Here is a 21,764-nt window from a genome sequence, read left to right as displayed (position 1 = left end):
AAGCAGCGAAGAAGGCAGAGAAACCGCCCGATGACAGACTTCGCGACCTTTGCTGCTTTGCGTTTCAGAGATTTTCAAAACGAACCTGATGGAAGAGACACGAAATGACTGATCACAAGCTCAAAGTACGACGCGCCGCGGTGCTGGGCGCCGGCGTGATGGGCGCGCAGATCGCCGCGCACCTGACCGCCGCCGGCATCCCGGTCGATCTCTACGACCTTCCCTCCGACGGCGGGCCGCGCAGCAAGCTGGCCGAGCAGGGCCGGCAGAGACTGCTCAAGCTCAAGCCCGCGCCGCTGGCCAGCGAGGACCTGGTCGAGTTCATCCGTCCGCTGAACTTCGCCGACGATCTCGACCAGCTGGCCGACTGTGACTTCATCATCGAGGCCGTGGCCGAGCGCATGGACATCAAGCGCGACCTCTACGGCAAGCTCGCCCCGCACGTCAGGAACGGCGCGATCTTTGCGACCAACACCTCGGGGCTGTCGATCACCGACCTGGCCGAAGTGCTGCCGGAAAACCTGCGCGGCCGCTTCTGCGGCGTGCACTTCTTCAACCCACCGCGCTACATGCACTTGGTCGAGCTGATTCCGCATGCCGGCACCGACAAGAAGGTCATGGACCTGCTCGAGGACTTCCTGACCCGCAACCTGGGCAAGGGCGTGGTGCGCGCCCGCGACACCGCCAACTTCATCGGCAACCGCGTCGGCATGTTCACCATGCTGTCGGTCATGCACCACGCCGAGCGCCTGGGGCTCGGTTTCGACACCGTCGACGCGCTGACCGGCCCGGCCATCGGCCGGCCCAAGAGCGCCACCTTCCGCCTGGCCGACGTGGTCGGGCTCGACACCATGGCCAATGTCATTGGCACCATGAAAAACCAGCTCGAAGACGACCCCTGGCACGACTGGTTCCGGGTGCCCGGCTGGCTGTCGACCCTGGTCGACAACGGCGCGCTCGGCCAGAAGGCCGGCGCCGGCGTATTCCGCAAGGAAGGCAAGGCCATCCGCGTGTTCGACCCGAAGGCGGGCGATTACCGCGACAGCGACTACACGCTGCCCGAGGCGGTGCAGAAGGTGCTGGCGATCCGCGACCCCGGCGAGAAGCTGGCCGAGCTGGCCAAGTGCGAGAACGCGCACAGCGAATTCCTGTGGTTGATCCACCGCGACCTGTTCCACTACTGCGCCTATTTCCTCGGCGAGATCGCCGACAGCGCCCGCGAAGTGGATCTCGCCATTCGCTGGGGCTACGGCTGGAAGCTCGGGCCCTTCGAGGTCTGGCAGTCGGCCGGTTGGCAGCAGATGGCCGAGCTGGTCGAACGCGACATCGAAGCCGGCAAGACCGGCGTCGACGCGAAACTGCCCGGCTGGGTCACCGAGATCGAGGGCGCGCATTCGCCGCAGGGCTCCTGGTCGGCCGACCAGGGCCGCTACCTGCCGCGCCCCGACCTGCCGGTGTTCCAGCGACAGTACCAGCCGGTGCGCCTGCTCGGCGAAAAGACCGAGTCCGGCACCACCGTGCACGAGGACGACTCGATCCGCCTGTGGACGCTGCACGACGACGTGCTCATCGCCAGCCTGAAGTCGAAGATGGCGGTCATCGACCACGGCGTGGTTGCCGGACTCAACGAAGCCGTTGACCGGGCCGAAGCCGGCTTCGAGGGCCTGGTCATCTGGCAGCCCAACGGACCGTTCTCGGCCGGCGCCAATCTCAAGGCCGCCGCCGAAGCCATCCAGAAGGGCGATTACGACAGCGTGCGCGAACTGGTCGCCGGCTTCCAGGCGGCCAACCTGCGCCTGCGCTACGCCAACGTGCCCACGGTCGCGGCGGTGCGCGGCCTGGCCCTGGGCGGCGGGCTGGAGCTGGCCATGCATACCGCCACCCGAGTGGCCCACCTGGAAAGCTACATGGGCCTGGTCGAGGCCGGCGTCGGCCTGCTGCCGGCCGGCGGCGGACTCGGCACACTGGCCATGCAGATCGTCGACGACGTCAAGGCCGGCGACACCTATCCCCTGCTCGAGAAGCGCTACAAGCAGATCGCCATGGGCCAGGTGGCCGGCTCGGCCATGGAAGCGCGCGAGATGGGCTATTTGCGCGAGCACGATCGCATCGTGCTGCACGAGCACGAGCTGCTGCACGCCGCCCACCACGAGGTGCGCGCCCTGGCCGCCGCCGGCTACCGCCCGCCGCTGGCCGGCCGCAAGTTCCCGGCCGCCGGCGATGTCGGCATCGCCACGCTCAAGATGCTGCTGGTCAACATGCTCGAGGGCCGCTTCATCTCCGAGCACGACTACGAGATCGGCTCGCGCATCGCCACCGTCATCTGCGGCGGCGAGATCGATCGCGGATCGACGGTCGACGAGGCATGGATCCACCGCCTCGAACGCGATCACTTCCTGGAACTGGCCGCGATGGAGAAAACCCAGGAACGCGTGGCCCACATGCTCAAGACCGGCAAGCCGTTGAGGAATTGAACGGGTTCCGGGTTCCGGGTTCCGGTTTCCGGAGCCCGCCCGGAACCCGGAACCCGGAAACCGGAACCCGAATCAATCAGATATCCAAGGACTCAAAACCATGAGCAACGCATACGTAGTCTCTGCCGTCCGCACCCCCGTCGCCCGGGCGTTCAAGGGCGCTTTCAGGAATTACCGCCCGGACGACATGCTGGCGCACGTCATCCGCGAATCGCTGGCCGAAGTGCCCGAGCTCGACCCGGCCCGGGTCGAGGACGTGATCGTCGGCTGCGCCATGCCGGAGGCCGAACAGGGCATGAACGTCGCGCGCATCGGCACCCTGCTCGCCGGCCTGCCCGACACCGTGCCGGGCGTGACCGTCAACCGCTTCTGCTCCTCGGGCCTGCAGACCATTGCCATGGCCGCCGACCGCATTCGCCTGGGCGAGGCCGACGTGATGATCGCCGGCGGCACCGAGACCATGACCATGGTGCCGATGATGGGCCACAAGGTGGCCATGAACCCGAAGGTGTTCGAAGACGACAACGTCGCGATTGCCTACGGCATGGGCATCACAGCCGAGAAGGTGGCCCGGAAGTGGGAGGTCTCGCGCGAGGACCAGGACCAGTTTGGCTATCAATCGCACCAGAAGGCGATTGCCGCCATCGACGGCGGCGAGTTCACCGAAATCCGCCCGGTCACGGTGACCAACCGCGTGCCCGGCCCCGACGGCACCGTGCGGGAAATCGAAACGGTGGTCGACACCGACGAGGGTCCGCGCCGCGATACCACGCCGGAAGCGCTGGGCAAGCTCAGGACGGTGTTCGACGCCAGGGGCACGGTCACCGCCGGTACCAGCTCGCAGATGTCCGACGGCGCCGGGGCGCTGATCCTGGTCTCCGAGCGGGTTCTCAAGGAACTCAACCTCAAGCCCCTGGCCGTGTTCCGCGGCTTCTCGGTCGCCGGCGTGCCGCCGGAGGTCATGGGCATCGGCCCGATCGAGGCCATCCCGAAGGTGCTCAAGCAGACCGGCATCGGCATGGACGAGCTCGACTGGATCGAGCTCAACGAGGCCTTCGCCGCCCAGGCCCTGGCGGTGATCCGCACCACCGGGCTCGACCCCGACAAGGTCAACCCGCTCGGCGGCGCCATCGCCCTGGGCCACCCGCTGGGCGCGACCGGCGCGATCCTGTCGGCCAAGGCGATCCACGGCCTGCAGCGCCGCAACCAGCGCTACGCCATGGTCACCATGTGCATCGGCACCGGCATGGGCGCGGCCGGCATCTTCGAGCGCGTATAAGCGCCGCTGCCTGCGGCCTTGAAAAAGGCGCGGCCTCCGTTCATTGGGTGCCGCGCCCTCGGGGCTGATTCCCGCCTGCCGCTTTTATCTTCCAGCCCGATTTTTGCCGACGGGTTGATGGCGTACGCCTGCCAGCTCGAAATGGTCGGCAAAAACAATGTCGACCGAAGTCAACCCGGCATCGCGACTCAGGTCGACGGTTCCACTGGTGTAGGTAAACGCATCGGTACGGTCGATTAGCGTGACGTCGCTATCGATCTCGTCGTCGGTACCCGTGTCTGGGGTGGAAAAGTCGGTCGCCTCGAACTCCAGCTGATCAGTAAGCGCCTAAGAACCAGCGTCCTTGACCGCCTGCGGCAGTAAAGGCGAAATCAGGGACACACATTATTTGAACGCCCCGCTTGACCGATCGATCGCCCTTCGAAACTAATTTCCCCTGTCGTTTGCCCCGTCCAGTCCGATTGCTGCCCGAGCGTCATGACCTCGTTGAGCAGCAGTCCCGGCGCTTCACACATGCCGTCAATCCCTTTGTCAGCGGGCAGTTCAAATATCCAGTCAAGAGCGCTGTCCGCTAATTGACAGGTCATCAAATATGCCCTTTCCTCTGTGGCGTCGACCAAATTCGACCTGCAACCGGAGTCAAAAGTCGGTGGGGAACGGCTTCGGATACCGCTGGAAATCAAGCAATCGGAGGCGCATACTTCCTATGCGCGGCGCTGAAGAAGTCGACAAGCTTTGACGGAGACTCGCCCAAGCGTCCGCGCCCGGCACAGGGTCGCAGCCGGTACGTCGAGCGGCTTTTCGGCAGGTTGCATACAAGTGCCAAATTCTGATGCAGACTCGAGAATCATCTTATCCCCGGTCCGTTCACGAGGGCCCTCCATGCGCCCTAGTCATCTCATCACCGGACTCGTGCTCGCGGCTCTCTCCAGCTCCGCTGAGTCCAGCCCAGCCGAGCGCTACCTGCTGCACCGGGCTCCCGACGACGGCGATCGCCTTCTTGAATTGACGACCAGGATCGAGCACTACGGTGCCTTTCAGGTTGTCGAACTCAGCATCGAACAGGCGCGCGAGCTTTCCGCGAGCGGGGGATCGCTACAGGATCTCCGCACCCACCGTCTGCGCCTGGGCAGCGGGTGGTCCTGGGATACCAGGGGCATCGAACCGGCGATCCCGCCCGAGCTGAGCACACCCTGGGGCCGCCCGGGACTCTACCTCGTCCAGCTCCGGGGGCCGGTGCGGCGCGCGGACCTCGAGGAGATCGAAAGCCTGGGCGCCCGGCGCCTCCTTTCCGCCTACTTCCCCAACTTCGGGTTCCTCTTCTGGTTCAACGATGCGGCAACTCTTGATACCGCGACCTCACTGTCTTTCGTACAGTGGATCGGGGTCTACCAGCCGGCCTACAAGATGGTGGCCGAGAAAAAGGAGCGCCCTCCCCGTAAAGGGCGTTACCGCCTGCGGGTGAAGATCGTGGACTCCGAACGGCTACCCTCGGTCCTTGCCGGTCTGAACGCGCTGGGCCTCGACGTCGGCGCAACAATTCCGGCCCATCACTACCTCGACACCCCAACGATCGAGCTGGAGATTCCTGCCGATCGGCTACCCGATCTCCTCAGTCTTCCGGAGGTCTGGTGGGTGGAGCAGATCGTGCCGCCTGTGCTGCTTTCGGAGACGGCGCGGGAGATCCACCAGGCCGGCGTCGGAAACGGCTGCTCGGGAAGCCTCGCGGAGGTGCCGGTCTGGGCAGACGGGATCACGGCCGCCGGCCCAGCGCCCCGTTCAGACGCCACCCCCGGATCGGAGCAACTGGTGGGCGTACTCGATACCACCTTCAACAGCCCGGACTTCTCCTGTAGTTCCGGGATTCCCAACGACACGATCTTCAAGTACGTCGACGGCTCCAGCTGCGACATCTCCAACACCGTGACCAGCTGCGTCGCCGGCCACGCACACGGCAGCGGCTCGGCCGGGGTGATACTGGGCAACGGTGCCCAGAGTGGGGGCGAGACCCCGACCGAGGCCTGTGCCATCAAAGGCGGGGCCTTCGGAGCCCGCCTCTGGGCGCTGCGATGCGACTCCAGCCCCGGCAGCCTGGATTGCCTGAACAGCTGCTCGAGCGTAACGACCCTCGCAGACTTTTTCCAGGCCAGCTATGCCGACGGCTCCCGGATATCGAACCACAGTTGGGGCACCCCGGTGGGCGGAAGCTACACCACCGACTCGGAGCAGCTCGACATCTGGGCCTACGATAACGATAATACTACTGGCAACGGCTTGGTCCAGGAATACCTCTGGATCACCTCCGCCGGCAACACCGGCAGTGGCGCGAGCTCCATCTACTCCCCCTCGACCGCCAAGAATGACATCTCCGCCGCCGCCTTCTACAACGGAGTCGACGGGTCCTGCTGGCCGGGGGACTCGGCCCCCTGCGACGCAAGCAAGATCGTGATCTACAGCAGTCGCGGCCCCACCTCTGACGGACGTCATGGCCCCGACGTAGCCGGCGCCTCGCATTACGTGCAGACCCCGAACGACACCTCCGGCTACCAGAACTTCCCCGGCACCAGCAGCTCCGCACCCTCGCTGACCGCGCTCGTCGCCCTGATCCGCGACTGGCTGCAGAACGTCCACGGCCTGCCCGCCCCGAGCGGCAGCCTGATGAAGGCGCTGCTCCTGAACTCGGGGGAGTACCTTCCTCACAGCTTCCCAACCTCCGGGGAGGACCTCCCGGGCACCGCGCAAGGCTGGGGGCGCCCCAACCTGCAGCGGATCTGCAACGACTGGACGAACCCGTGGTGTTCCACTGTACGCAGCGTCTGGACGGAAGGCGCCTTCGGGGGAACGGGCGAGAGCAACGCGATCCCGATCTCGGTCGACTCGTCCGGAGCCGGCCTGCGATGTCTGCTGGCCTGGATGGATCCACCCAATCTCGCCGGCGGCGGCGCCCTGATCAACGACCTGAACCTCCGGGTCACCTCCCCGGCAGATGTCGTTTATCTGGGCAACGACTTCAGTGGTGCCTGGAGCAACTCCGCGGGCATCGCCTTCGATAACAGGAATAACACGGAAGGGATCCGAGTCCAGAGCCCGGAAACCGGCATCTGGACGGTGGAGGTACTGGCCGGAAACGTTGCAATCGAGGATCAGCCCTGGTCGCTCGTCTGCAGCGGCAACGTCGCCCTAACTTCCGGCTACTTCCTCAACGCAGAGCCCGATGAGCTCGCCGCCTGCGCATCCACCGATGCCCTCTATACGGTGCAGGTCGATTCTCTCTTCGGCTATGCCGAGCCGGTGGCGCTCTCGCTCTCGGGCCACCCGGGGGTCGAAGGATTCAGCGTCAATCCCGTCACGCCTTCGAGCTCGAGTACGCTGACCATCTCGGGGCTGTCCGCCGGCGACGCTGGGCCGCACACCCTCACCGTCTCCGGCGAAGGGAACGACCCTGAGAATCCCGGCAACCCGATCCTTCGGACTGACGACGTTGCCCTGACTGTCTACGCCGGCCAGCCCGGCGGCGCCATCCTCGACCAGCCTGCGAACGGAGCCACCGACGTGGCCTTTTCACCCACCTACCATTGGTCCGCGGCCACGGAAGCCGCCGAGTATCTGGTGGAGGTCGCCGAGGACTCCGCTTTCAATGTCCTTGTCGACTCGGCCACCGTCACCACTACCAGCTACCATGGCATCCCGCTGGCTGGAGGTGGAGATTACTGGTGGCGGGTGACTCCTTCGAACACTTGCGGGGAAGGCATCACCTCGTCCGTCTTCAGCTTCACCGTCCAGACCTCCACCTTGGTCTGCAACGGAGCGCCTGTGACCTTCGAAGACGGCATCCCGCTCGATTGGACTGTGGTGGACCATACCGGGGGTGACGGCGTCGTCTGGGCGACGACGGCCAGCAGCAACTGCGGCATCCCCAACAACACCAACGGAAGTGGTGAGGCGGCTTGCGCTGACAGCGACGCCGCCGGCTCGGGGGCACCGCCCTTCGATACCGAGCTTGTCTCCCCGCCCTTCGACCTCGAAGCTTCCACCGGGCGTGCGACCCTGAAGACCGCCGCCTACTACCGCGACCTCAACATCGGCAGCAACGACCGCTTCGAGGTCGACATCTGGAACGGCGCATCGTGGAACAACCTCCTGACCTGGGACGAGAGCCACCAGCCAGGAGACCTTTCCCTCGAGCTGAGCAGCTACGCCGGTACGAGCGGTCTCAAGCTCCGCTTCCGCTATTCAGGAAACGGATTCGACTGGTACGCACAGGTCGACGACGTCACCCTGACGTGTCTCAGAACCGGCGTCTTCGAGGACCGGTTCGAGAGCGGGGAAGAAAAACCAGGACACCGTGAATTCACACAATAACGAAATAAAAACAAGGACATATATGGACGCCTCCCCACTGTCAAGCGGTTTTTCACCAGTTTGCAGTTTCTCTGGCGTGATCATCTCTATCCCTCCTCAAAAGGGCCTTCGTCGTTGACTTGTTGCGATAAATCAATGGTCTGCTGACATATATCCGGGCTCTGGATGGGGGCTTTGATTGCTCTTGCCCCCGGCCCACCATGAGTTTCGAGATGACCCCGAGACCTAAACACACAAGCGGTTTTTCACCATGTCTTGGACCAGGCTCCCTCGGGGTCGGGTCAACCTATTGCTTCATCGACTTGCTGCAGACTCAACCGGCAGGATGGGCAGACCCAAATGCCTTGTTGACGTCGTAATGCTCGCCCCGGGCGACGATCCGCCAGCCGATACGAGCAATCTTGTGACCATTGCCAATCGAGGCCAGGTAGGCTGAACCCACGACCGGACCAACACCCGGCAGCTCCAGCAGCCGGCTGTAAGGCCGGGTCCTGGCTGGCCAGTTCGATCATGTGTGCGTGCAGGGCTTGACTGCGCAGGCGGAGTCGGCGAAGGTGATCAAGTTGTTCGAACAGGAGCTGCCGAACGACCGAAGTCAGTTCGTTCTCACCATCTTCGAGCACTTCAGGGAGCTGCTTGACCAGGGCATGAATCCCCGACTTGAACTCCACCCCGTACTCGCGCGCAATGCCCCGGATCTGGTTGCCGACGGCAGTGACCTGGCCGATGCACTGACTCCGGACCCGATGAATGCTCTGCAGGTCCTGCTGTAAGGCCGACTTGATCGGCACCGAATGAAGCTTCGGACGCTGGGCTGCCTCGACAATGGCCAGTGCATCGCGGGCATCGCTCTTGCCACCGCGAACGAAGGGCTGCACATGCTGCGGCGGAATGAGGATCACATGATGACCCATGCGCTCGAACTTGCGCCCCCAGTAGTGAGCGCTGGCGCAGGCCTCCATGGCGACCTGGGTGGGGTTCTGTGATGTCATCACCTCGGCCAGCCGGGCACGGCCCACCTTATGGTTGAAAACCAGCTTTCCTGCATGGTTGACGGCACAGACCTGAAAAACGTTCTTTGCCAAGTCGATTCCAATCAGTTTATGCTTCATGTGGACGCCTCCTACGTGATCGACTGTGTGGAATACCAGTCTGGCGCAAATTGACGCCGCTGCGAATGACGGAGGCGTCCATCTCATCACACATTATTTGAAAGCCCCGCTTGACCGATCGGTTGCCCTCCAAAACTGATTTCCCCCTGCCGTTTTCCCCTTCCAGTCCGATTCTTGCCCGACCCGGCCGCTGTTTTCAGGCCGCTGTTTCCATTTTCCAAGTCGCGCGCACGCCAACCCCCGGTCAGTGCCGGTACGTTCGTAGTTGCATTGCTTCAGTCGTTCAGGTCGGTCGTTGCTTGAGGATCTTGCGGGCCGTTTCTGCCGCCGCACCCTTCATCCACACCTGGCCCAGCGCTTCGGCCTTGGCCATCAGGGCTTCGGCCGAGCCGACGGCGCGGTAGTAGAGGCTCTCGGTGCCCCGGACCTGGCGCAGCCACTCCCGGGGATGGCTGGCGACCTGCCAGATGCCGGCCGGGGCTGAAGTACCTGCATCACCCAGTGGCCTGAGCTTGCCGCGCTTGTCCGAGCGAGCCTGTTCGCCGGTCCACTGCACGAGCGCGATGTAGCTCGATTCGGTCAGGTCCGCCAGCGCATCGGCGTCCAGGCCGGCGACGGGCTGGAGCGGCTGATCGAGTGGGTTGTCGGCGCGCAGTCGTCGCTGGATGGTGGTGTGATGGGAGTCTTTCAGGGTGTCGCACATGGCGGCGCGAGCGGGGTTGAGATCGACGTAGGCCATGCACGAGAGCACGGCTCGCTCTTCCAGTAGCGCCTGGCACTTGTAGCGGCTTTCCCAGAATTTTCCTTTACAGCCGTCTTCGCGGTTGGCCCGGCGGGCAATGGGCTCGTTGAGGGCCTTCATGAACCAGCTCAGGCTGCCCAGGCGCTTTCTCAGTTCAACCAGCCGCTCCGGGTTGCCGGTGATGGCCCGCTTCAGGCGTTCGGCGGTCTCGGGGCTGTTGTCGACCTTGATCGGCCCTGGAAACGCGGTCAGCCAGCGGCGCGCGACCTCCTCGTCGGACAGCTCCCGGGAGGCGTGGGGGCCGACGCGCAACACGACATGGAAATGATTGCTCATTACCGCGTAGGCATATACCGACACCGCGAAGCAATCCGCCAGCTCGAGGATGCGCATCTCGATCCACGCATGACGGCATTCCGCACTCGCTTCTTCCACGTGCCGTGGAAACCGCAACTGCTCCATTGCCTATGCTGTCGTCGGTGTTCGAAGCACTGGCCGGTGAGCTTGTCGCGACCGCACAGGAAGGCGCGCCGGACACATCGGGAAACGACGTGGTAAAAACCGGGATCATCCTCAGAAACAATCTGGCTGCGCGGGTAAGTCATGGCGGCATTTTCGCCGCGCCCTGGCCGCGCTGCATCGGGAGATTTCTGAAATCATTGAAGGAAAAACGCCACTCGAGGGTTTTGCAGCGAGGTCAGGAATCCGGATCCTGCGTGTGCGCCCCCGCAGCGTTCAGGACGTCAACAGTGAAATCGAGCAACGCGTGGAGCCGGTTTTCGATCACATCGATCATGATGCCGAGGTCGAGTTCCCGGTATTCGTGGACGAGGACATTTCGAAACCCCACCATCCTCTTCAATTGACCAGCCAGATCAGCCCCGATGAACCCTTCTTGTTCAAGCAGGGCGAAACTGTCCCTGCTGCCCTGCGGTAGTCCGAGTTTCCGGGTCCTGATGAGGTGGTTGGCCATATCGATACACAATTTGATCGCCCGCTGCAGGTTCATGGCGATGGCATCCTGCCGAAGGTGATCACGCTCGAAAGGCAGTTCGCCGCGGTGCTCGTAATAGGATCGGATCTGACGAATACAGCGCTCGACACTGACCTTCTTGTTGACCAGGGTGTCGCTCATACCCGGTAGAAGCGTCCGCTGCCAAGCCCCTCGGACAGAATGCCGGCACGCTCGGCGTTGAGCTTCTGGTACATCGACATGACCAGCATTTCAAATTCATCGGCGGCGTCCGGGTGGGCACAATGGATCCGCTGGCCGCTGGCAATGATCTCGTTCTGGAATACCGTGGAGACCTCCCTGAGATTGATCAGGTCCACGCTGCGGCCCAGCAAAGACTCAAGCTGCTCGTGCAGCGCGCCCATCAGCAGCGAGCCGACACGTCGTGCGTCCTCCGGGGGCAGCAGCACGGCAACATCGATATCGCTGTCCCCGCGCTGCTCGCCGTCCACCGTGGATCCAAACAAATAGACGGCCTGAACGCGTGGATAAGCGTCGAGCACTTCCGCAATGATCGTGCCGTTCAAGTTCATGTGAAGAAGTATAACTGACCGTGGATGTTACCCGGCAGCACGGGGCTTTATCCGGGGGTGCGAGGGTGAACCCGAGGGTGAACCGGGACAGGCATGCACGAACCGTGCACGAACCGCAGCGATGGGCGACTAGGCCCAGGCGATTGCGCAGCTCCACAGCGGCACGTCGTTGAGAATTAAGGTATTGGGCGTGCCGCCACGGCCACAAAAAAAAGGGCGGCACCAGGGAAGCGGTGCCGCCCAACCCCCGAATGGGCCGCTTGGGGCCCGGGGTGCGCCCGTACCAGCGAACGGGCGAACCAGCCATGATCCAGGTCGATTGTGCGCCGTACCCGCTGCCAGGGGAAATGGACAAGTGGCGCGATCTGCTGTAGGAAAACCACCCGTCGCTGTGTAGGAAAATGGCTACAGTCGTCGAAGCCGGCGCGTACGCAGTTGATCACCTGCCTGCAGGCCCCAGTACACGCACTGGACGGCCGCGCGACCGCCGAGCCCGCCGGCCCAACTCGGCGGCCAGTCGGCAAAGGCCGCAAGCCGCTCCCGTTCGCCGGTCAGTGCTTCGGCAAGCACTTCACCGGCCAGCGTTGTGGTCGCCATGCCGTGGCCGCCAAAGGCCAGGGCGTACCACAGGCTCCCCGCGGTCCGGCCCAGCAAGGGCATCTGATGCCGGGCGTAGCTCATCCAGCCACCCCAGGCATATTCAAAGCGGACGCGATCAAGCACCGGAAAGACACGCACGATGTCGCGCCTGAGCAGGCGGCGAATCGCCTTCGGCGAACGACGCGCCATGGTGATCCGGCCGCCCCACAGCAGCCGCGTGTCGGGCAGCGGTCGGTAGTAGTCGAACGCGAAGCGGGTATCATAGACCGCCACCGGGGCAGGCAACAGTGCCTGCAGCTGCTCGCCCAGCGGTTCAGTCACTGCAATGTAGGTCGCCACAGGCAGCACCGCGCGCTGCAGTCGTGGCCACAGCCGTCGATCGTAGCCACCGGTTGCCAGCACCACCTGGTCGGCCTGCAGTTCTCCCTCCGGGGTGCGCAGCCGCCAGGCGCCGGCGTGACGATCCAGCGATCGGACCGGGCTGGAACCGTACACCCGCCCACTGCCCGCGATCGTGGCATCGGCCAGCCCGCGAGCGTGACGCAGCGGATGAAAATGGAAACTGCCCGGCTCAAGCAGCCCGGCACCGTAGCGAGTCGAGGTCACGTAGTCCGCCATCCGATCACGCCCAACGGGTTCGAGCCCGAAGCCGAGCTGGTTGTCCAGCCACTCAGCCTGGTTGAGCAAGACGCGATCATCACCAAACCAGTCGGCCAGCAACACGCCGGCGTCGCTGGCCTGACAGGCAATCCCGTAGCGATCGATGCGTTTGCGGATCAGGCGCACGGCATCGCGCGTCCAGCCATGCAGGACCCGGGCGCGGTGGCGTCCGATCTGCGCGATCAATCGCTCATTGGACAGCGAATAGCCGGCAAACACAAAGCCCCCGTTGCGCCCGGAGGCGCCCGTGCCGGGCTGACCGGACTCGAGCACGGCCACGGCATCCACACCGCGCTCGATCAGGCTAATGGCCGTGGACAGTCCGGCCAGCCCGCCCCCGATGATTGCCACATCGACTCTGGCCTTGCCGGTCAGGGACGGCAGCGGCCGCGGACGGAATTCATCCTCATACCAGCTGCGACCCGGCCAGGAATCCTGAAGTCTGTTGACGGTCTCAATCACGGTCAGTGGTAAACTTGATAAAGAACAGGTTCATCGGAGGCGCATATGGGCAAGTCGACCAAGTACGAAGCCAGGGTACCCGACGAAAACGGCATTATCCCGTATACCGACGAGGAACACAGCGTCTGGCGCGACCTCTACGCGCGCCAGATCGAGGTCATCCAGGGACGTGTGTGCCAGGAATTCCTCGACGGGCTGGAAATCCTGAATCTGCCAACCGAGCGCATCCCGCAACCGGAGGACGTTTCCAGCGTACTGCGCCAGCGCACCGGTTGGGAAGTCGCGCCGGTGCCGGCCCTGATCAATTTCGACCGCTTCTTCAAGCTGCTGTCGGAGAGGAAGTTTCCGGCGGCCTCGTTCATCCGCTCGCGCGAGGACATGGATTACCTGCAGGAACCGGACATCTTTCATGAGATCTTCGGTCACGCCACCATGCTGACCCACCAGGGCTTCGCCGATTTCACTGAGGCGTACGGCAAAGCCGGAGTAAAGGCATCGACGCGCGAACGCGTCTATCTGGCGCGGCTGTACTGGTTCACGGTCGAGTTCGGCTTGCTCAGCACCCCTGACGGAGCCCGGATCTACGGCGGCGGCATTGCCTCGTCTCCGGGTGAAAGCGTCTACGCGCTGGAAAGTGACGAGCCGATTCGGCGGCCGTTTGATCCAATCGAGGCCCTGCGCACACCCTATCGCATCGATATCTACCAGAGCGTGTACTACATTCTGGACCGCATGGACGACTTGTTCGGTCTGGCGCGGCAGGATCTGCTCGGCTTGATCCGCAAGGCCCGCGCGCTTGGAGAATTCGAGCCCACATTCCCGCCCAAAGAAGAGGAAGCAGCCTGACCATGAGCGACGAGCTGACGACCAAGAAATGCACACCCTGCGAGGGTGGCACACCGCCGCTTGAACGCGATCGCATCGAGGAACTGCTGCCGGCAACTCCTGGCTGGCAAGTTGCCGGGGACGGCAAGTCGATCTATCGGCGTTTCGAATTCAAGGGCTTCTACAAGACCATGGCATTCATCAACGCCATGGCCTGGGTTGCCAACCAGGAAGGGCACCACCCGGATTTCGAGGCCGGCTACAACTTCTGCCTGATTCACTTCAGTACGCATGCAATCGACGGTCTGAGCGAGAACGACTTCATTTGTGCAGCCAAGATCAACGCACTGCTCGATGAATGATGCAGCGCCGCAAGCGCCCGGTGGCGATCCCCTGACCGCGGCCCTCGACGATGCACGCCGCAGCGTCAACGCCGTCATCGTTGACAAGCCCGGAGTGATCGAACTCGCGTTTTCTGCGCTGCTTGCCGGCGGCCATTTGCTGATCGAAGACCTGCCCGGGGTCGGAAAGACAACGCTGGCGCGGGCACTCGCACTGGCCGTGGGCGGCAGCTGGCAGCGCATCCAGTTCACCAGCGACATGCTGCCCGCCGACATTCTGGGGGTGTCGATCTTTCGGCGCGCCGACGAACGCTTCGAGTTTCGCCCGGGACCGATCTTTGCCAATGTCGTGCTGGCCGACGAGATCAACCGGGCCACGCCTCGCACCCAGTCGGCCCTGCTTGAGGCGATGTCGGAAAACCAGGTCACGATCGACGGCCACACCCATCGGCTGCCGCAGCCTTTCTACGTGATTGCCACCCAGAATCCGTTGGATCTGACCGGCACCTATCCGCTGCCGGACTCGCAGCTTGACCGGTTCCTGCTGCGCACGCGCATCGGCTACCCCACCGAGCGCGAGGAACGGCGATTGCTAACCGAGCCGGATCGCCAGAGCCTGCTGAAGCGCATGCAGCCGGCGCTGGATCCACAGCGCGTCATGGCGCTGATCGAGGCGGCTGCGACACTACACGTTTCCGAACCGGTACTTGACTACATCCAGGCCCTGGTGAGGGCCACCCGGACTCACGCAGCGGCCCAGGCCGGGCTCTCGCCGCGCGCGGCACTGGCGCTGATCCAGACCGCACGGGCTCATGCACTGGTCAAACACCAGGATTTCTGTCTGCCCGACAATGTCCGGCAAATCTTCCCGGCACTGGCAGCGCATCGGCTGCAGCCGATCGCCGAGTCGGGATTGACCAGCGATGAAATCGTTGCGGAAATCCTGGAGTCCACACCGGTGCCCTGAAGCCGTGGGCGCGGCCCGCCTGTCCACACCCGGCGACCGTCACCACGCCCTGTGGCGCCGAGTGCTGGACCACTGGGTGCGTCGGCGCGCGCCAGCGCATCCACCGATCTCGCTGTCTTACCGCCAGGTCTTCATCCTGCCGACGCGCTTTGGCTGGACCCTGGGCGCGCTGATGCTGGCCATGCTGATCGGCAGCCTGAACTTCAACAACAACCTTGGCCTGTTCACTGCCTTTATCGTTGGTGGGCTGGCCATCAATACCACGCTGCTGGCCTACCGAAACCTGCGCCACCTGCACATCAGACATGGGCTGGCGGCACCGGTCTTCGCCGGTCAGACTGCCACGTTTCAGCTCACGGTCGCCAACACCGAACATCGCCTGCGCCCGGGACTGGAACTGGTGCAGGGCTCGCGCCGCACGCGCTTCGAGGTCGCACCGGACAGCACCACCGAAGTGTCACTGGCCATGCCGACCCGGCGCCGGGGCTGGCAGGCGGTTGGCCGTCTGCGGGTCGAAACGCGCCATCCCCTGGGCCTGTTCGTTGCCTGGTCCTGGTTCTGGCCGGAGCAGCCGCTGCTGGTCTGGCCGCGCCCGGCCGATCCGGCACCACCCCTGCCTGACGGTGGTCGCGGCGAATTCGGACAGGCCGTCCACCACGACAATGACGGTGACGAGTTCCACAGCCTGAGGCGCTGGCGGGAGAGCGACCCGCTGCACCAGATCGCCTGGAAGGCGAGCCAGCGCCACCGCACATTGCTGTCGCGTGAATACCGGCGCGAACGATCGCCCCACGTGGTGCTCGAATTCGAACGCGCGCCCGGTCGGGACATCGAGGAACGCATCAGCAGCCTGACCGCCTGGGTGCTCAAGGCCGACCAAACCCGGCGACAGTACACGCTGGCGCTGCCCGACTGCCTCGTCGGACCTGGCAGAGGCCGCACCCATCGCGACCGCTGCCTGCGTGCCCTCGCCGAGTTCGGTAACCGCTGATGGCCCGGGCACGCGCGCACGTCTCTACCCCACCGCTGGCCGCGGTCGCCTGGACAATTGGGGCATTCCTGATCGCCGCAGCGCCGCATCTGCTGGCCATGCCGGCCTGGCTGGCGTCGGCCATCGTGGTGGTGTGCTGCTGGCGCCTGCTCGGCGTCCACCGGGGCTGGCCACTGCCGCCGGCCTGGCCCAGGATACTGCTGACGCTGCTCGCCGTCGCACTGGTCGGTATCGCCTTTGGCGGTCTGTGGGGACGCCGGGCGGCGACCAGCCTGTTATGCGTGATGCTGGCGGCCAAGATGCTCGAACTGCGCACGCTGCGCGATCTGCGGGCCGTCGCCTCGGTCAGTTTCTTCCTGATCGCCGCCCAGTTCCTGTTTGACGAGCGTCTGGCCTTGCTGACCTACCTGCTGGCTGGCTGCCTGAGTGCCGTGGCGGCACTCGTCGTCATCGAACAGACCGAATCCGCCCCGGCCGGACGCGAACCCGATCGCAACCACCCCGCCCGCATCCTGTCGGACGCCGCTGTCTTGCTGCTCCTGGCCGTTCCGGTGGCGCTGGTCCTGTTCGTGACCTTTCCGCGCCTGGCCCAGCCGCTGTGGGGGCTGCCCGACAACGTCATGGATGCCAAGACCGGCCTGTCCGACGAGATGTCGCCGGGCAGCATTTCCAGCCTGTACGCTGATGATTCTCCCGCCTTTCGGGTGGAATTCGAGGGCTCACCACCCTCGAACAGCGAGCTGTACTGGCGTGGCCCGGTCCTGTGGCACTTCGACGGCGATACCTGGAGCCAGGCCTATCTCACCAACCGAATGCCGGCGGCGGTGGTGCCCATCGGCCCTCAGGCGCGGCGCTACAGCGTTCAGCTCGAGCCACACGAACGTCACTGGCTGTTTGCCCTGGACTACGCGATCAACGCACCGGACGGTGCCCGCAAGACCCTCGATCACCAGATGGTCAGCCGCCACCCGATCACGACCCTGACCCAGTACCAGGTGATCAGCAACCCCGAATTCGAAGACATGCCGGTGCTGCCGCATACGCTCAGGCGCATGGCGCTGCATCTGCCAGACGACCGCAATCCCAGGACGCTGGCCATGGCCGAGAGGCTGCGCCAGGCGCACGATGACGATCTCGAGCTGGCCCGAGCCGTGCTGCAGTGGTTTCGCGACGAGCCCTTCTTTTACAGTCTCGACAGCCCGCTGCTGGGTCGCCACAGCGCGGACGAATTCCTGTTCGATCTGCGCACGGGCTACTGCGAGTACTATGCCTCGGCCTTCGCGATTCTGATGCGGGCAGCGGGTATACCCACACGGATCGTCACCGGTTACCAGGGCGGATTCCTGCAGCCCGGGGGGAGCTATCTGCTGGTGCGCCACTCCGATGCCCATGCCTGGGTCGAGATCTGGCTGGCCGATCGCGGCTGGACCCGAATCGACCCAACGGCCGCGGTTTCCCCCGAGCGCATCAGCCAGGGATCGCGCAGCGCGGTCGACCGGCCGCGCCATTGGTTCGACAGCGACCTGCTGCGCGACCTGCTCAATCGCTACGATCGCCTGCAGCACCTGTGGAATCGATGGGTGCTCGGCTTCGATGCCGATCGCCAGCAGCAGTTTTTCGAGCGTCTCGGATTCCCGGATCTCTCCGCCACCCGGCTGGGCCTGTTGATGGGCGTGTTGACCGCGGTCACGGCTGTGCTGGTGGCGTTGGTCTGGCTGTGGCAGCTACCGCGGGACGACCGGACCCAGCGCGCCTGGCGGAGACTGCTTGCCCGTTTGCGCCGGGCCGGTCTGCCCAAGCGGCCCGGCGAAACACCGCTGCAGTATGCCGCGCGCATCCGGCCTGCGCTGGCCAACGAGGGCGAGCTGCTGGCGCTCGTCAGCGATTACTGCCGACTGCGCTACGGGCCCTCGGGCGCCGACATCGATGCCGAGGCCTTCGCCAGCCGGATACGCCGCTTTCGAGCGCAGGGCCGTGAACCTCGCACGGCCGGCGGCGTCTAACTTTAACAGTGACATTCAGGGCAAGGCACATGACACTGACAATCTCCCATGATTCGGTACGCACCATCATCACGCTCGGGGCAACCCTGCTGCTGGCGGCCGGCTGTGCAACCGTGCCGGAACCGCTGGCCGGCGATTTCACTGATCTGTACCCCGAGCAGGCCGGCGAAAAATCCATCGGTACCGTGGTGCGCTGGGGCGGAACAATCGTCGACGCCAGGCCCGGCCGCCAGGAGACCTGTATCGAGGTGCTGGCCCGGGAGCTGGACCACCAGTCTCGCCCCGTCGACGAGGATCGTGCAAAGGGCCGCTTCCTTGCCTGCCGCGACGGACTGCAGGACCCGGTCGTGTTCGCAAGCGGAAGGGATCTCACCGTCGTCGGCCGGCTGGCAGGATTTGTTGACGGTCGTATCGGCGAATTCGAGTACACCTACCCCCGGATCGATGCCGATACGCTCTTCCTGTGGGCCGAACGACCCGATTTCGTCTACTACGCCGACCCGTGGTTGTACGATCCATGGTGGCACTATGGGCGATATCCGCGCTTCTTTCCCCGAAGCCGCTTCCATGGACATCTCATCATCCGGCCCTAATGGCAACGCGGACTGTCTTTTGATACAGTTTCCGGATGGAGTTGACTGATCGGCAGCGCGAAATCCTGGCCTTTATCGAGGAGCAGCTGGAGCGCAACGGCATGCCGCCAACGCGCTCCGAAATCGTCGAGCACTTCGGTTTCGCCTCGCCCAACGCCGCGCAGTGCCACCTGCGTGCGCTGGCCGGTCGCGGCGCGATCGAACTGCGCCCCGGCATCGCCCGGGGCATCATTCCCAAACACGCCAGCCGAGGAGGCGACAGGAGGTCGGTTGCCGGTGCGCAACTGCCGATCATCGGCCGCGTCGCCGCCGGATCACCGATACTTGCCGTTGAGAACCGGGACAGCGAGATAGCGCTCAGCGTTGAGCTGTTCAAGCCAAGGCCAGACTACGCCCTCCGCGTCCGCGGAGACAGCATGACCGGCGCCGGCATCGAGGACGGCGATTTGCTGCTGGTCCATCGAACGCCGGAGGCACGGCACGGACAAATCGTGGTGGCGCGCATCAATGATGAAGTCACGGTCAAACGGCTGCGCCGGCGCGGACCGGCGCTGAGCCTGGAGCCCGAGCATCCGGGCTACCAGCCGATCCCGATCGCTGCCGGCGACGAGTTCGCGATCGAGGGAATCGGCGTTGGAATCCTGCGCGTCGGCCTGGGCGCGCGCAGGCCCAGCCGGTTACCAGGAAAGCCGTGAATCGCGCCTTACTAATACAATCAGAAGTATTAACCCGGCAGCAGAATATCGCCGGCTATCAGTCAAGAGCAAAACGATCGGCGTCATCCAGGAACGGAAGTTCGTCCCTGAATTCACGCAGGCGCTCCAGGGACAGGTCGACGGCGGCCACCCCTTCACGCGCTCCGAGCTCCAGCAGACGCTCGCCGCTGCCGTCGCGCACGACCGAACAGCCGGGATAATCGACACCGTTGCCGTCACTGCCCACCCGATTGACGGCCACGACGATGGCCTGGTTTTCGATCGCGCGGGCCCGCAGCAGCGCTCGCCAGTGACTGACCCGCGGTGCCGGCCAGTTGGCGACGAACAGCTGCAGGTCAAACGCGCGGCTGTTACGGCACCACACCGGAAAACGCAGGTCGTAGCAGATCTGAAGGTCGATGCGCCAGCCGAGCCACTCCACGACCGTGTGCGATCGACCGGCGACGTAGCGCTCATCCTCCCCGCCGTAGCCGAAACGGTGGCGCTTGTCGTAATGTCGGACCGTCCCGTCGGGCATGACGAACAGGAGGCGGTTGCAGCGCTGTCCGGCCGCGTTATCAAGAGCAACGCTGCCGGCAACTGCGGCGTTACGCGCGGCCGACTGCTCGCGCAGCCACGCCACCGTCGGCCCGTTCATCGTCTCGGCGGCTGTTCCGGCATCGCCGAGAAAGCCGGTGGTAAAGGTCTCGGGCAGGACGTAGAGATGGCAGCCCGGAACGCGATCCATCAGATCCGCGAGATGTTCGCGGTTGGCGGCGGGATCCTGCCAGCGCAGGTCGGCCTGAACCAGGCCGACCGTCAGCCGTTCCGGAACAGCATCCACCGCGAATCAGTCCTGTGCGATGGCCTCGACCAGGGCATCGGCAAAACCGCTGGTGCTGACCTGGGTGGCGCCATCAAGCAAGCGGGCAAAGTCATAGGTCACGATACCCTGCCCGACCACGCGCTCGAAGGCCTGCTCGATGAGCTGGCCGACTTCAGGCCAGCCGATGTGGTCGAACATCATGCAGCCGGAAAACAGCAGTGACGAGGGGTTGACCTTGTCCTGACCGGCATATTTCGGCGCGGTGCCGTGGGTGGCCTCGAACACGGCGACGTCGTCAGACATATTGGCCCCGGCCGCAATTCCCATGCCGCCAACCTCGGCCGCCAGGGCATCCGAAAGGTAGTCGCCGTTGAGATTCATGGTCGCCAGCACGTCGAATTCGGCCGGCCTGAGCAGCATCAGCTGGAACATGATGTCGGCGATGCGATCCTTGATGACGATCTTGTCATCGGGCTGCCTGCCGTCGTACTTGTCCCACAGTTCATCCTCGGTGATGATGATTTCACCGAATTCCTCGGCGGCCAGTTCGTAGCCCCACTTGCGGAATGCACCTTCGGTGAACTTCATGATGTTGCCCTTGTGCACGAGGGTGACGTTGCGGCGATTGTTGTCGATCGCGAACTGGATGGCCTTGCGCACCAGGCGCTTGGAACCATACTCGGAGATTGGCTTGATGCCCAGACCGGCATCCTCGAAAAACTCCGCACCCATTTCCTCGCGCAAGAACTTCGCCAGCTTGCGATTCTGTTCGGTGCCGGACTGGTATTCGAGTCCGGCATAGACGTCTTCGGTGTTCTCGCGAAAGATCACGGCATCGACATCACCGGGATTTTTCAGCGGCGAAGGGACGCCCTGATACCACTTGACCGGCCGGACGCAGGCGAACAGGTCCAGCGTCTGGCGCAACGAGACATTGAGCGAGCGAAAGCCTTCGCCGACCGGCGTGGTCAGCGGCCCCTTGATGGCCACCGACAAATCCCGGATCGCCTCCAGGGTCTCATCCGGAAAATAGTCACCGTCATAGATGCCCGCCGCCTTCTCACCCAGGTACAGCTCGGCCCAGTGCACCTTGCGCTTGCCGCCGTAGGCCTTGTCCACAGCGGCGTTCCAGACCTTCATGCAGGCCGGTGTAATGTCGACGCCAATGCCGTCGCCTTCGATGTATCCCAGAATCGGTTCGTCGCTGGCCACCGCACGACCGTTCTCGACACGCACCCTGTCGCCCGATCCGGGCATCCTGACGTGCTGGTAAGTCATCTTGCATCC

The 21,764-nt window shown here is 64.3% G+C and carries 19 protein-coding genes; 11 read left to right on the top strand and 8 right to left on the bottom strand.

Annotated elements, in window-relative coordinates; translation table 11 throughout:
- Positions 1-104 precede the first annotated feature (104 nt).
- The 3 genes from HND55_05615 to HND55_05605 all read left to right on the top strand — a co-directional run bounded on the left by HND55_05615 (position 105) and on the right by HND55_05605 (position 3,993).
- Complete coding sequence (locus HND55_05615) at positions 105-2,474, top strand: 3-hydroxyacyl-CoA dehydrogenase/enoyl-CoA hydratase family protein (GenBank protein QKK02181.1); 2,370 nt, start codon at positions 105-107, stop codon at positions 2,472-2,474.
- A 100-nt stretch (positions 2,475-2,574) separates the two neighbouring features.
- The gene (locus HND55_05610; protein QKK02180.1) at positions 2,575-3,753 is read left to right on the top strand and encodes an acetyl-CoA C-acyltransferase; all 1,179 of its coding nucleotides are present in this window, start codon (positions 2,575-2,577) and stop codon (positions 3,751-3,753) included.
- Between the two features lie 18 nt (positions 3,754-3,771).
- Positions 3,772-3,993, top strand: a complete 222-nt coding sequence (locus HND55_05605) for a hypothetical protein (protein QKK02179.1) — start codon at positions 3,772-3,774, stop codon at positions 3,991-3,993.
- A gap of 131 nt (positions 3,994-4,124) precedes the next feature.
- Here HND55_05605 and HND55_05600 read toward each other — a convergent pair whose 3' ends face one another.
- Positions 4,125-4,340 (bottom strand): hypothetical protein, encoded by a 216-nt coding sequence (locus tag HND55_05600; GenBank protein QKK02178.1) that lies wholly within the window; start codon positions 4,338-4,340, stop codon positions 4,125-4,127.
- Positions 4,341-4,635: 295 nt separating this feature from the next.
- On the opposite strand from HND55_05600, the gene HND55_05595 reads away from it, so the two are divergent.
- The gene (locus tag HND55_05595; GenBank protein ID QKK02177.1) at positions 4,636-8,115 is read left to right on the top strand and encodes a S8 family serine peptidase; all 3,480 of its coding nucleotides are present in this window, start codon (positions 4,636-4,638) and stop codon (positions 8,113-8,115) included.
- 281 nt (positions 8,116-8,396) lie between these two features.
- On the opposite strand, the gene HND55_05590 is transcribed toward HND55_05595, so the two are convergent.
- The 5 genes from HND55_05590 to HND55_05570 form a co-directional block, all read right to left on the bottom strand.
- Positions 8,397-9,227, bottom strand: a complete 831-nt coding sequence (locus HND55_05590; protein ID QKK02176.1) for an IS110 family transposase — start codon at positions 9,225-9,227, stop codon at positions 8,397-8,399.
- 283 nt (positions 9,228-9,510) lie between these two features.
- The gene (locus tag HND55_05585; protein ID QKK02175.1) at positions 9,511-10,431 is read right to left on the bottom strand and encodes a transposase; all 921 of its coding nucleotides are present in this window, start codon (positions 10,429-10,431) and stop codon (positions 9,511-9,513) included.
- A gap of 235 nt (positions 10,432-10,666) precedes the next feature.
- Positions 10,667-11,104, bottom strand: coding sequence for a DUF86 domain-containing protein (locus HND55_05580; GenBank protein QKK02174.1), 438 nt, complete (start codon positions 11,102-11,104; stop codon positions 10,667-10,669).
- Positions 11,101-11,514 carry a nucleotidyltransferase domain-containing protein gene (locus tag HND55_05575; protein QKK02173.1) on the bottom strand — a complete coding sequence of 138 codons (414 nt, stop codon included), beginning with the start codon at positions 11,512-11,514 and terminating at the stop codon, positions 11,101-11,103. Before HND55_05575 ends, HND55_05580 begins: the two co-directional genes overlap by 4 nt.
- A gap of 405 nt (positions 11,515-11,919) precedes the next feature.
- Positions 11,920-13,158, bottom strand: a complete 1,239-nt coding sequence (locus HND55_05570) for an FAD-binding oxidoreductase (GenBank protein ID QKK04007.1) — start codon at positions 13,156-13,158, stop codon at positions 11,920-11,922.
- Between the two features lie 123 nt (positions 13,159-13,281).
- Here HND55_05570 and HND55_05565 point away from each other — a divergent pair, with 123 nt between their 5' ends.
- Genes HND55_05565 through lexA form a run of 7 tightly spaced genes read left to right on the top strand, consistent with a single transcriptional unit; the run spans position 13,282 to position 19,651 of the window.
- Positions 13,282-14,082, top strand: coding sequence for a phenylalanine 4-monooxygenase (locus HND55_05565; GenBank protein ID QKK02172.1), 801 nt, complete (start codon positions 13,282-13,284; stop codon positions 14,080-14,082).
- A gap of 2 nt (positions 14,083-14,084) precedes the next feature.
- Entirely contained in the window at positions 14,085-14,423 is a 339-nt protein-coding gene (locus HND55_05560) for a 4a-hydroxytetrahydrobiopterin dehydratase (GenBank protein ID QKK02171.1), read from the top strand.
- On the top strand, positions 14,416-15,369 hold the full coding sequence (locus tag HND55_05555) for a MoxR family ATPase (GenBank protein ID QKK02170.1): 954 nt from the start codon (positions 14,416-14,418) through the stop codon (positions 15,367-15,369). The genes HND55_05560 and HND55_05555 overlap by 8 nt, the downstream gene beginning before the upstream one ends.
- Positions 15,370-15,373: 4 nt before the next feature.
- Positions 15,374-16,360 carry a DUF58 domain-containing protein gene (locus HND55_05550; protein ID QKK02169.1) on the top strand — a complete coding sequence of 329 codons (987 nt, stop codon included), beginning with the start codon at positions 15,374-15,376 and terminating at the stop codon, positions 16,358-16,360.
- Positions 16,360-18,363, top strand: a complete 2,004-nt coding sequence (locus HND55_05545; protein ID QKK02168.1) for a DUF3488 domain-containing transglutaminase family protein — start codon at positions 16,360-16,362, stop codon at positions 18,361-18,363. The genes HND55_05550 and HND55_05545 overlap by 1 nt, the downstream gene beginning before the upstream one ends.
- Before the next feature lie 29 nt (positions 18,364-18,392).
- Positions 18,393-18,956 carry a Slp/YeaY family lipoprotein gene (locus HND55_05540; GenBank protein ID QKK02167.1) on the top strand — a complete coding sequence of 188 codons (564 nt, stop codon included), beginning with the start codon at positions 18,393-18,395 and terminating at the stop codon, positions 18,954-18,956.
- 35 nt (positions 18,957-18,991) lie between these two features.
- The gene (gene lexA, locus HND55_05535; protein ID QKK02166.1) at positions 18,992-19,651 is read left to right on the top strand and encodes a transcriptional repressor LexA; all 660 of its coding nucleotides are present in this window, start codon (positions 18,992-18,994) and stop codon (positions 19,649-19,651) included.
- Between the two features lie 58 nt (positions 19,652-19,709).
- Here the strand turns inward: lexA and HND55_05530 are convergent, their stop codons facing one another.
- Both HND55_05530 and icd read right to left on the bottom strand, forming a co-directional pair.
- Positions 19,710-20,495, bottom strand: coding sequence for an amidohydrolase (locus HND55_05530; GenBank protein ID QKK02165.1), 786 nt, complete (start codon positions 20,493-20,495; stop codon positions 19,710-19,712).
- A 6-nt stretch (positions 20,496-20,501) separates the two neighbouring features.
- A complete protein-coding gene (icd, locus tag HND55_05525) occupies positions 20,502-21,755 on the bottom strand; it encodes an isocitrate dehydrogenase (NADP(+)) (protein QKK02164.1) in 1,254 nt (417 codons plus the stop codon).
- Positions 21,756-21,764 lie beyond the last annotated feature (9 nt).

Source organism: Pseudomonadota bacterium, from assembly GCA_013285445.1.
In the GTDB taxonomy this organism is placed as follows: Bacteria; Pseudomonadota; Gammaproteobacteria; order Xanthomonadales; family Wenzhouxiangellaceae; genus Wenzhouxiangella.
Note: the sequence above shows the minus strand (reverse complement) of the source record. Positions and strands in the feature narration are given on the sequence as shown.

What these genes read in the sequence shown, in the direction of transcription:
- HND55_05615 (QKK02181.1), top strand. Translation starts at nt 105, where the DNA reads ATGACTGATCACAAGCTCAAAGTACGACGCGCCGCGGTGCTGGGCGCC.
- HND55_05610 (QKK02180.1), top strand. Translation starts at nt 2,575, where the DNA reads ATGAGCAACGCATACGTAGTCTCTGCCGTCCGCACCCCCGTCGCCCGG.
- HND55_05600 (QKK02178.1), bottom strand. Translation starts at nt 4,340, where the DNA reads ATGACCTGTCAATTAGCGGACAGCGCTCTTGACTGGATATTTGAACTG.
- HND55_05595 (QKK02177.1), top strand. Translation starts at nt 4,636, where the DNA reads ATGCGCCCTAGTCATCTCATCACCGGACTCGTGCTCGCGGCTCTCTCC.
- HND55_05590 (QKK02176.1), bottom strand. Translation starts at nt 9,227, where the DNA reads ATGAAGCATAAACTGATTGGAATCGACTTGGCAAAGAACGTTTTTCAG.
- HND55_05585 (QKK02175.1), bottom strand. Translation starts at nt 10,431, where the DNA reads ATGGAGCAGTTGCGGTTTCCACGGCACGTGGAAGAAGCGAGTGCGGAA.
- HND55_05580 (QKK02174.1), bottom strand. Translation starts at nt 11,104, where the DNA reads ATGAGCGACACCCTGGTCAACAAGAAGGTCAGTGTCGAGCGCTGTATT.
- HND55_05575 (QKK02173.1), bottom strand. Translation starts at nt 11,514, where the DNA reads ATGAACTTGAACGGCACGATCATTGCGGAAGTGCTCGACGCTTATCCA.
- HND55_05565 (QKK02172.1), top strand. Translation starts at nt 13,282, where the DNA reads ATGGGCAAGTCGACCAAGTACGAAGCCAGGGTACCCGACGAAAACGGC.
- HND55_05560 (QKK02171.1), top strand. Translation starts at nt 14,085, where the DNA reads ATGAGCGACGAGCTGACGACCAAGAAATGCACACCCTGCGAGGGTGGC.
- HND55_05555 (QKK02170.1), top strand. Translation starts at nt 14,416, where the DNA reads ATGAATGATGCAGCGCCGCAAGCGCCCGGTGGCGATCCCCTGACCGCG.
- HND55_05545 (QKK02168.1), top strand. Translation starts at nt 16,360, where the DNA reads ATGGCCCGGGCACGCGCGCACGTCTCTACCCCACCGCTGGCCGCGGTC.
- HND55_05540 (QKK02167.1), top strand. Translation starts at nt 18,393, where the DNA reads ATGACACTGACAATCTCCCATGATTCGGTACGCACCATCATCACGCTC.
- lexA (QKK02166.1), top strand. Translation starts at nt 18,992, where the DNA reads ATGGAGTTGACTGATCGGCAGCGCGAAATCCTGGCCTTTATCGAGGAG.
- icd (QKK02164.1), bottom strand. Translation starts at nt 21,755, where the DNA reads ATGACTTACCAGCACGTCAGGATGCCCGGATCGGGCGACAGGGTGCGT.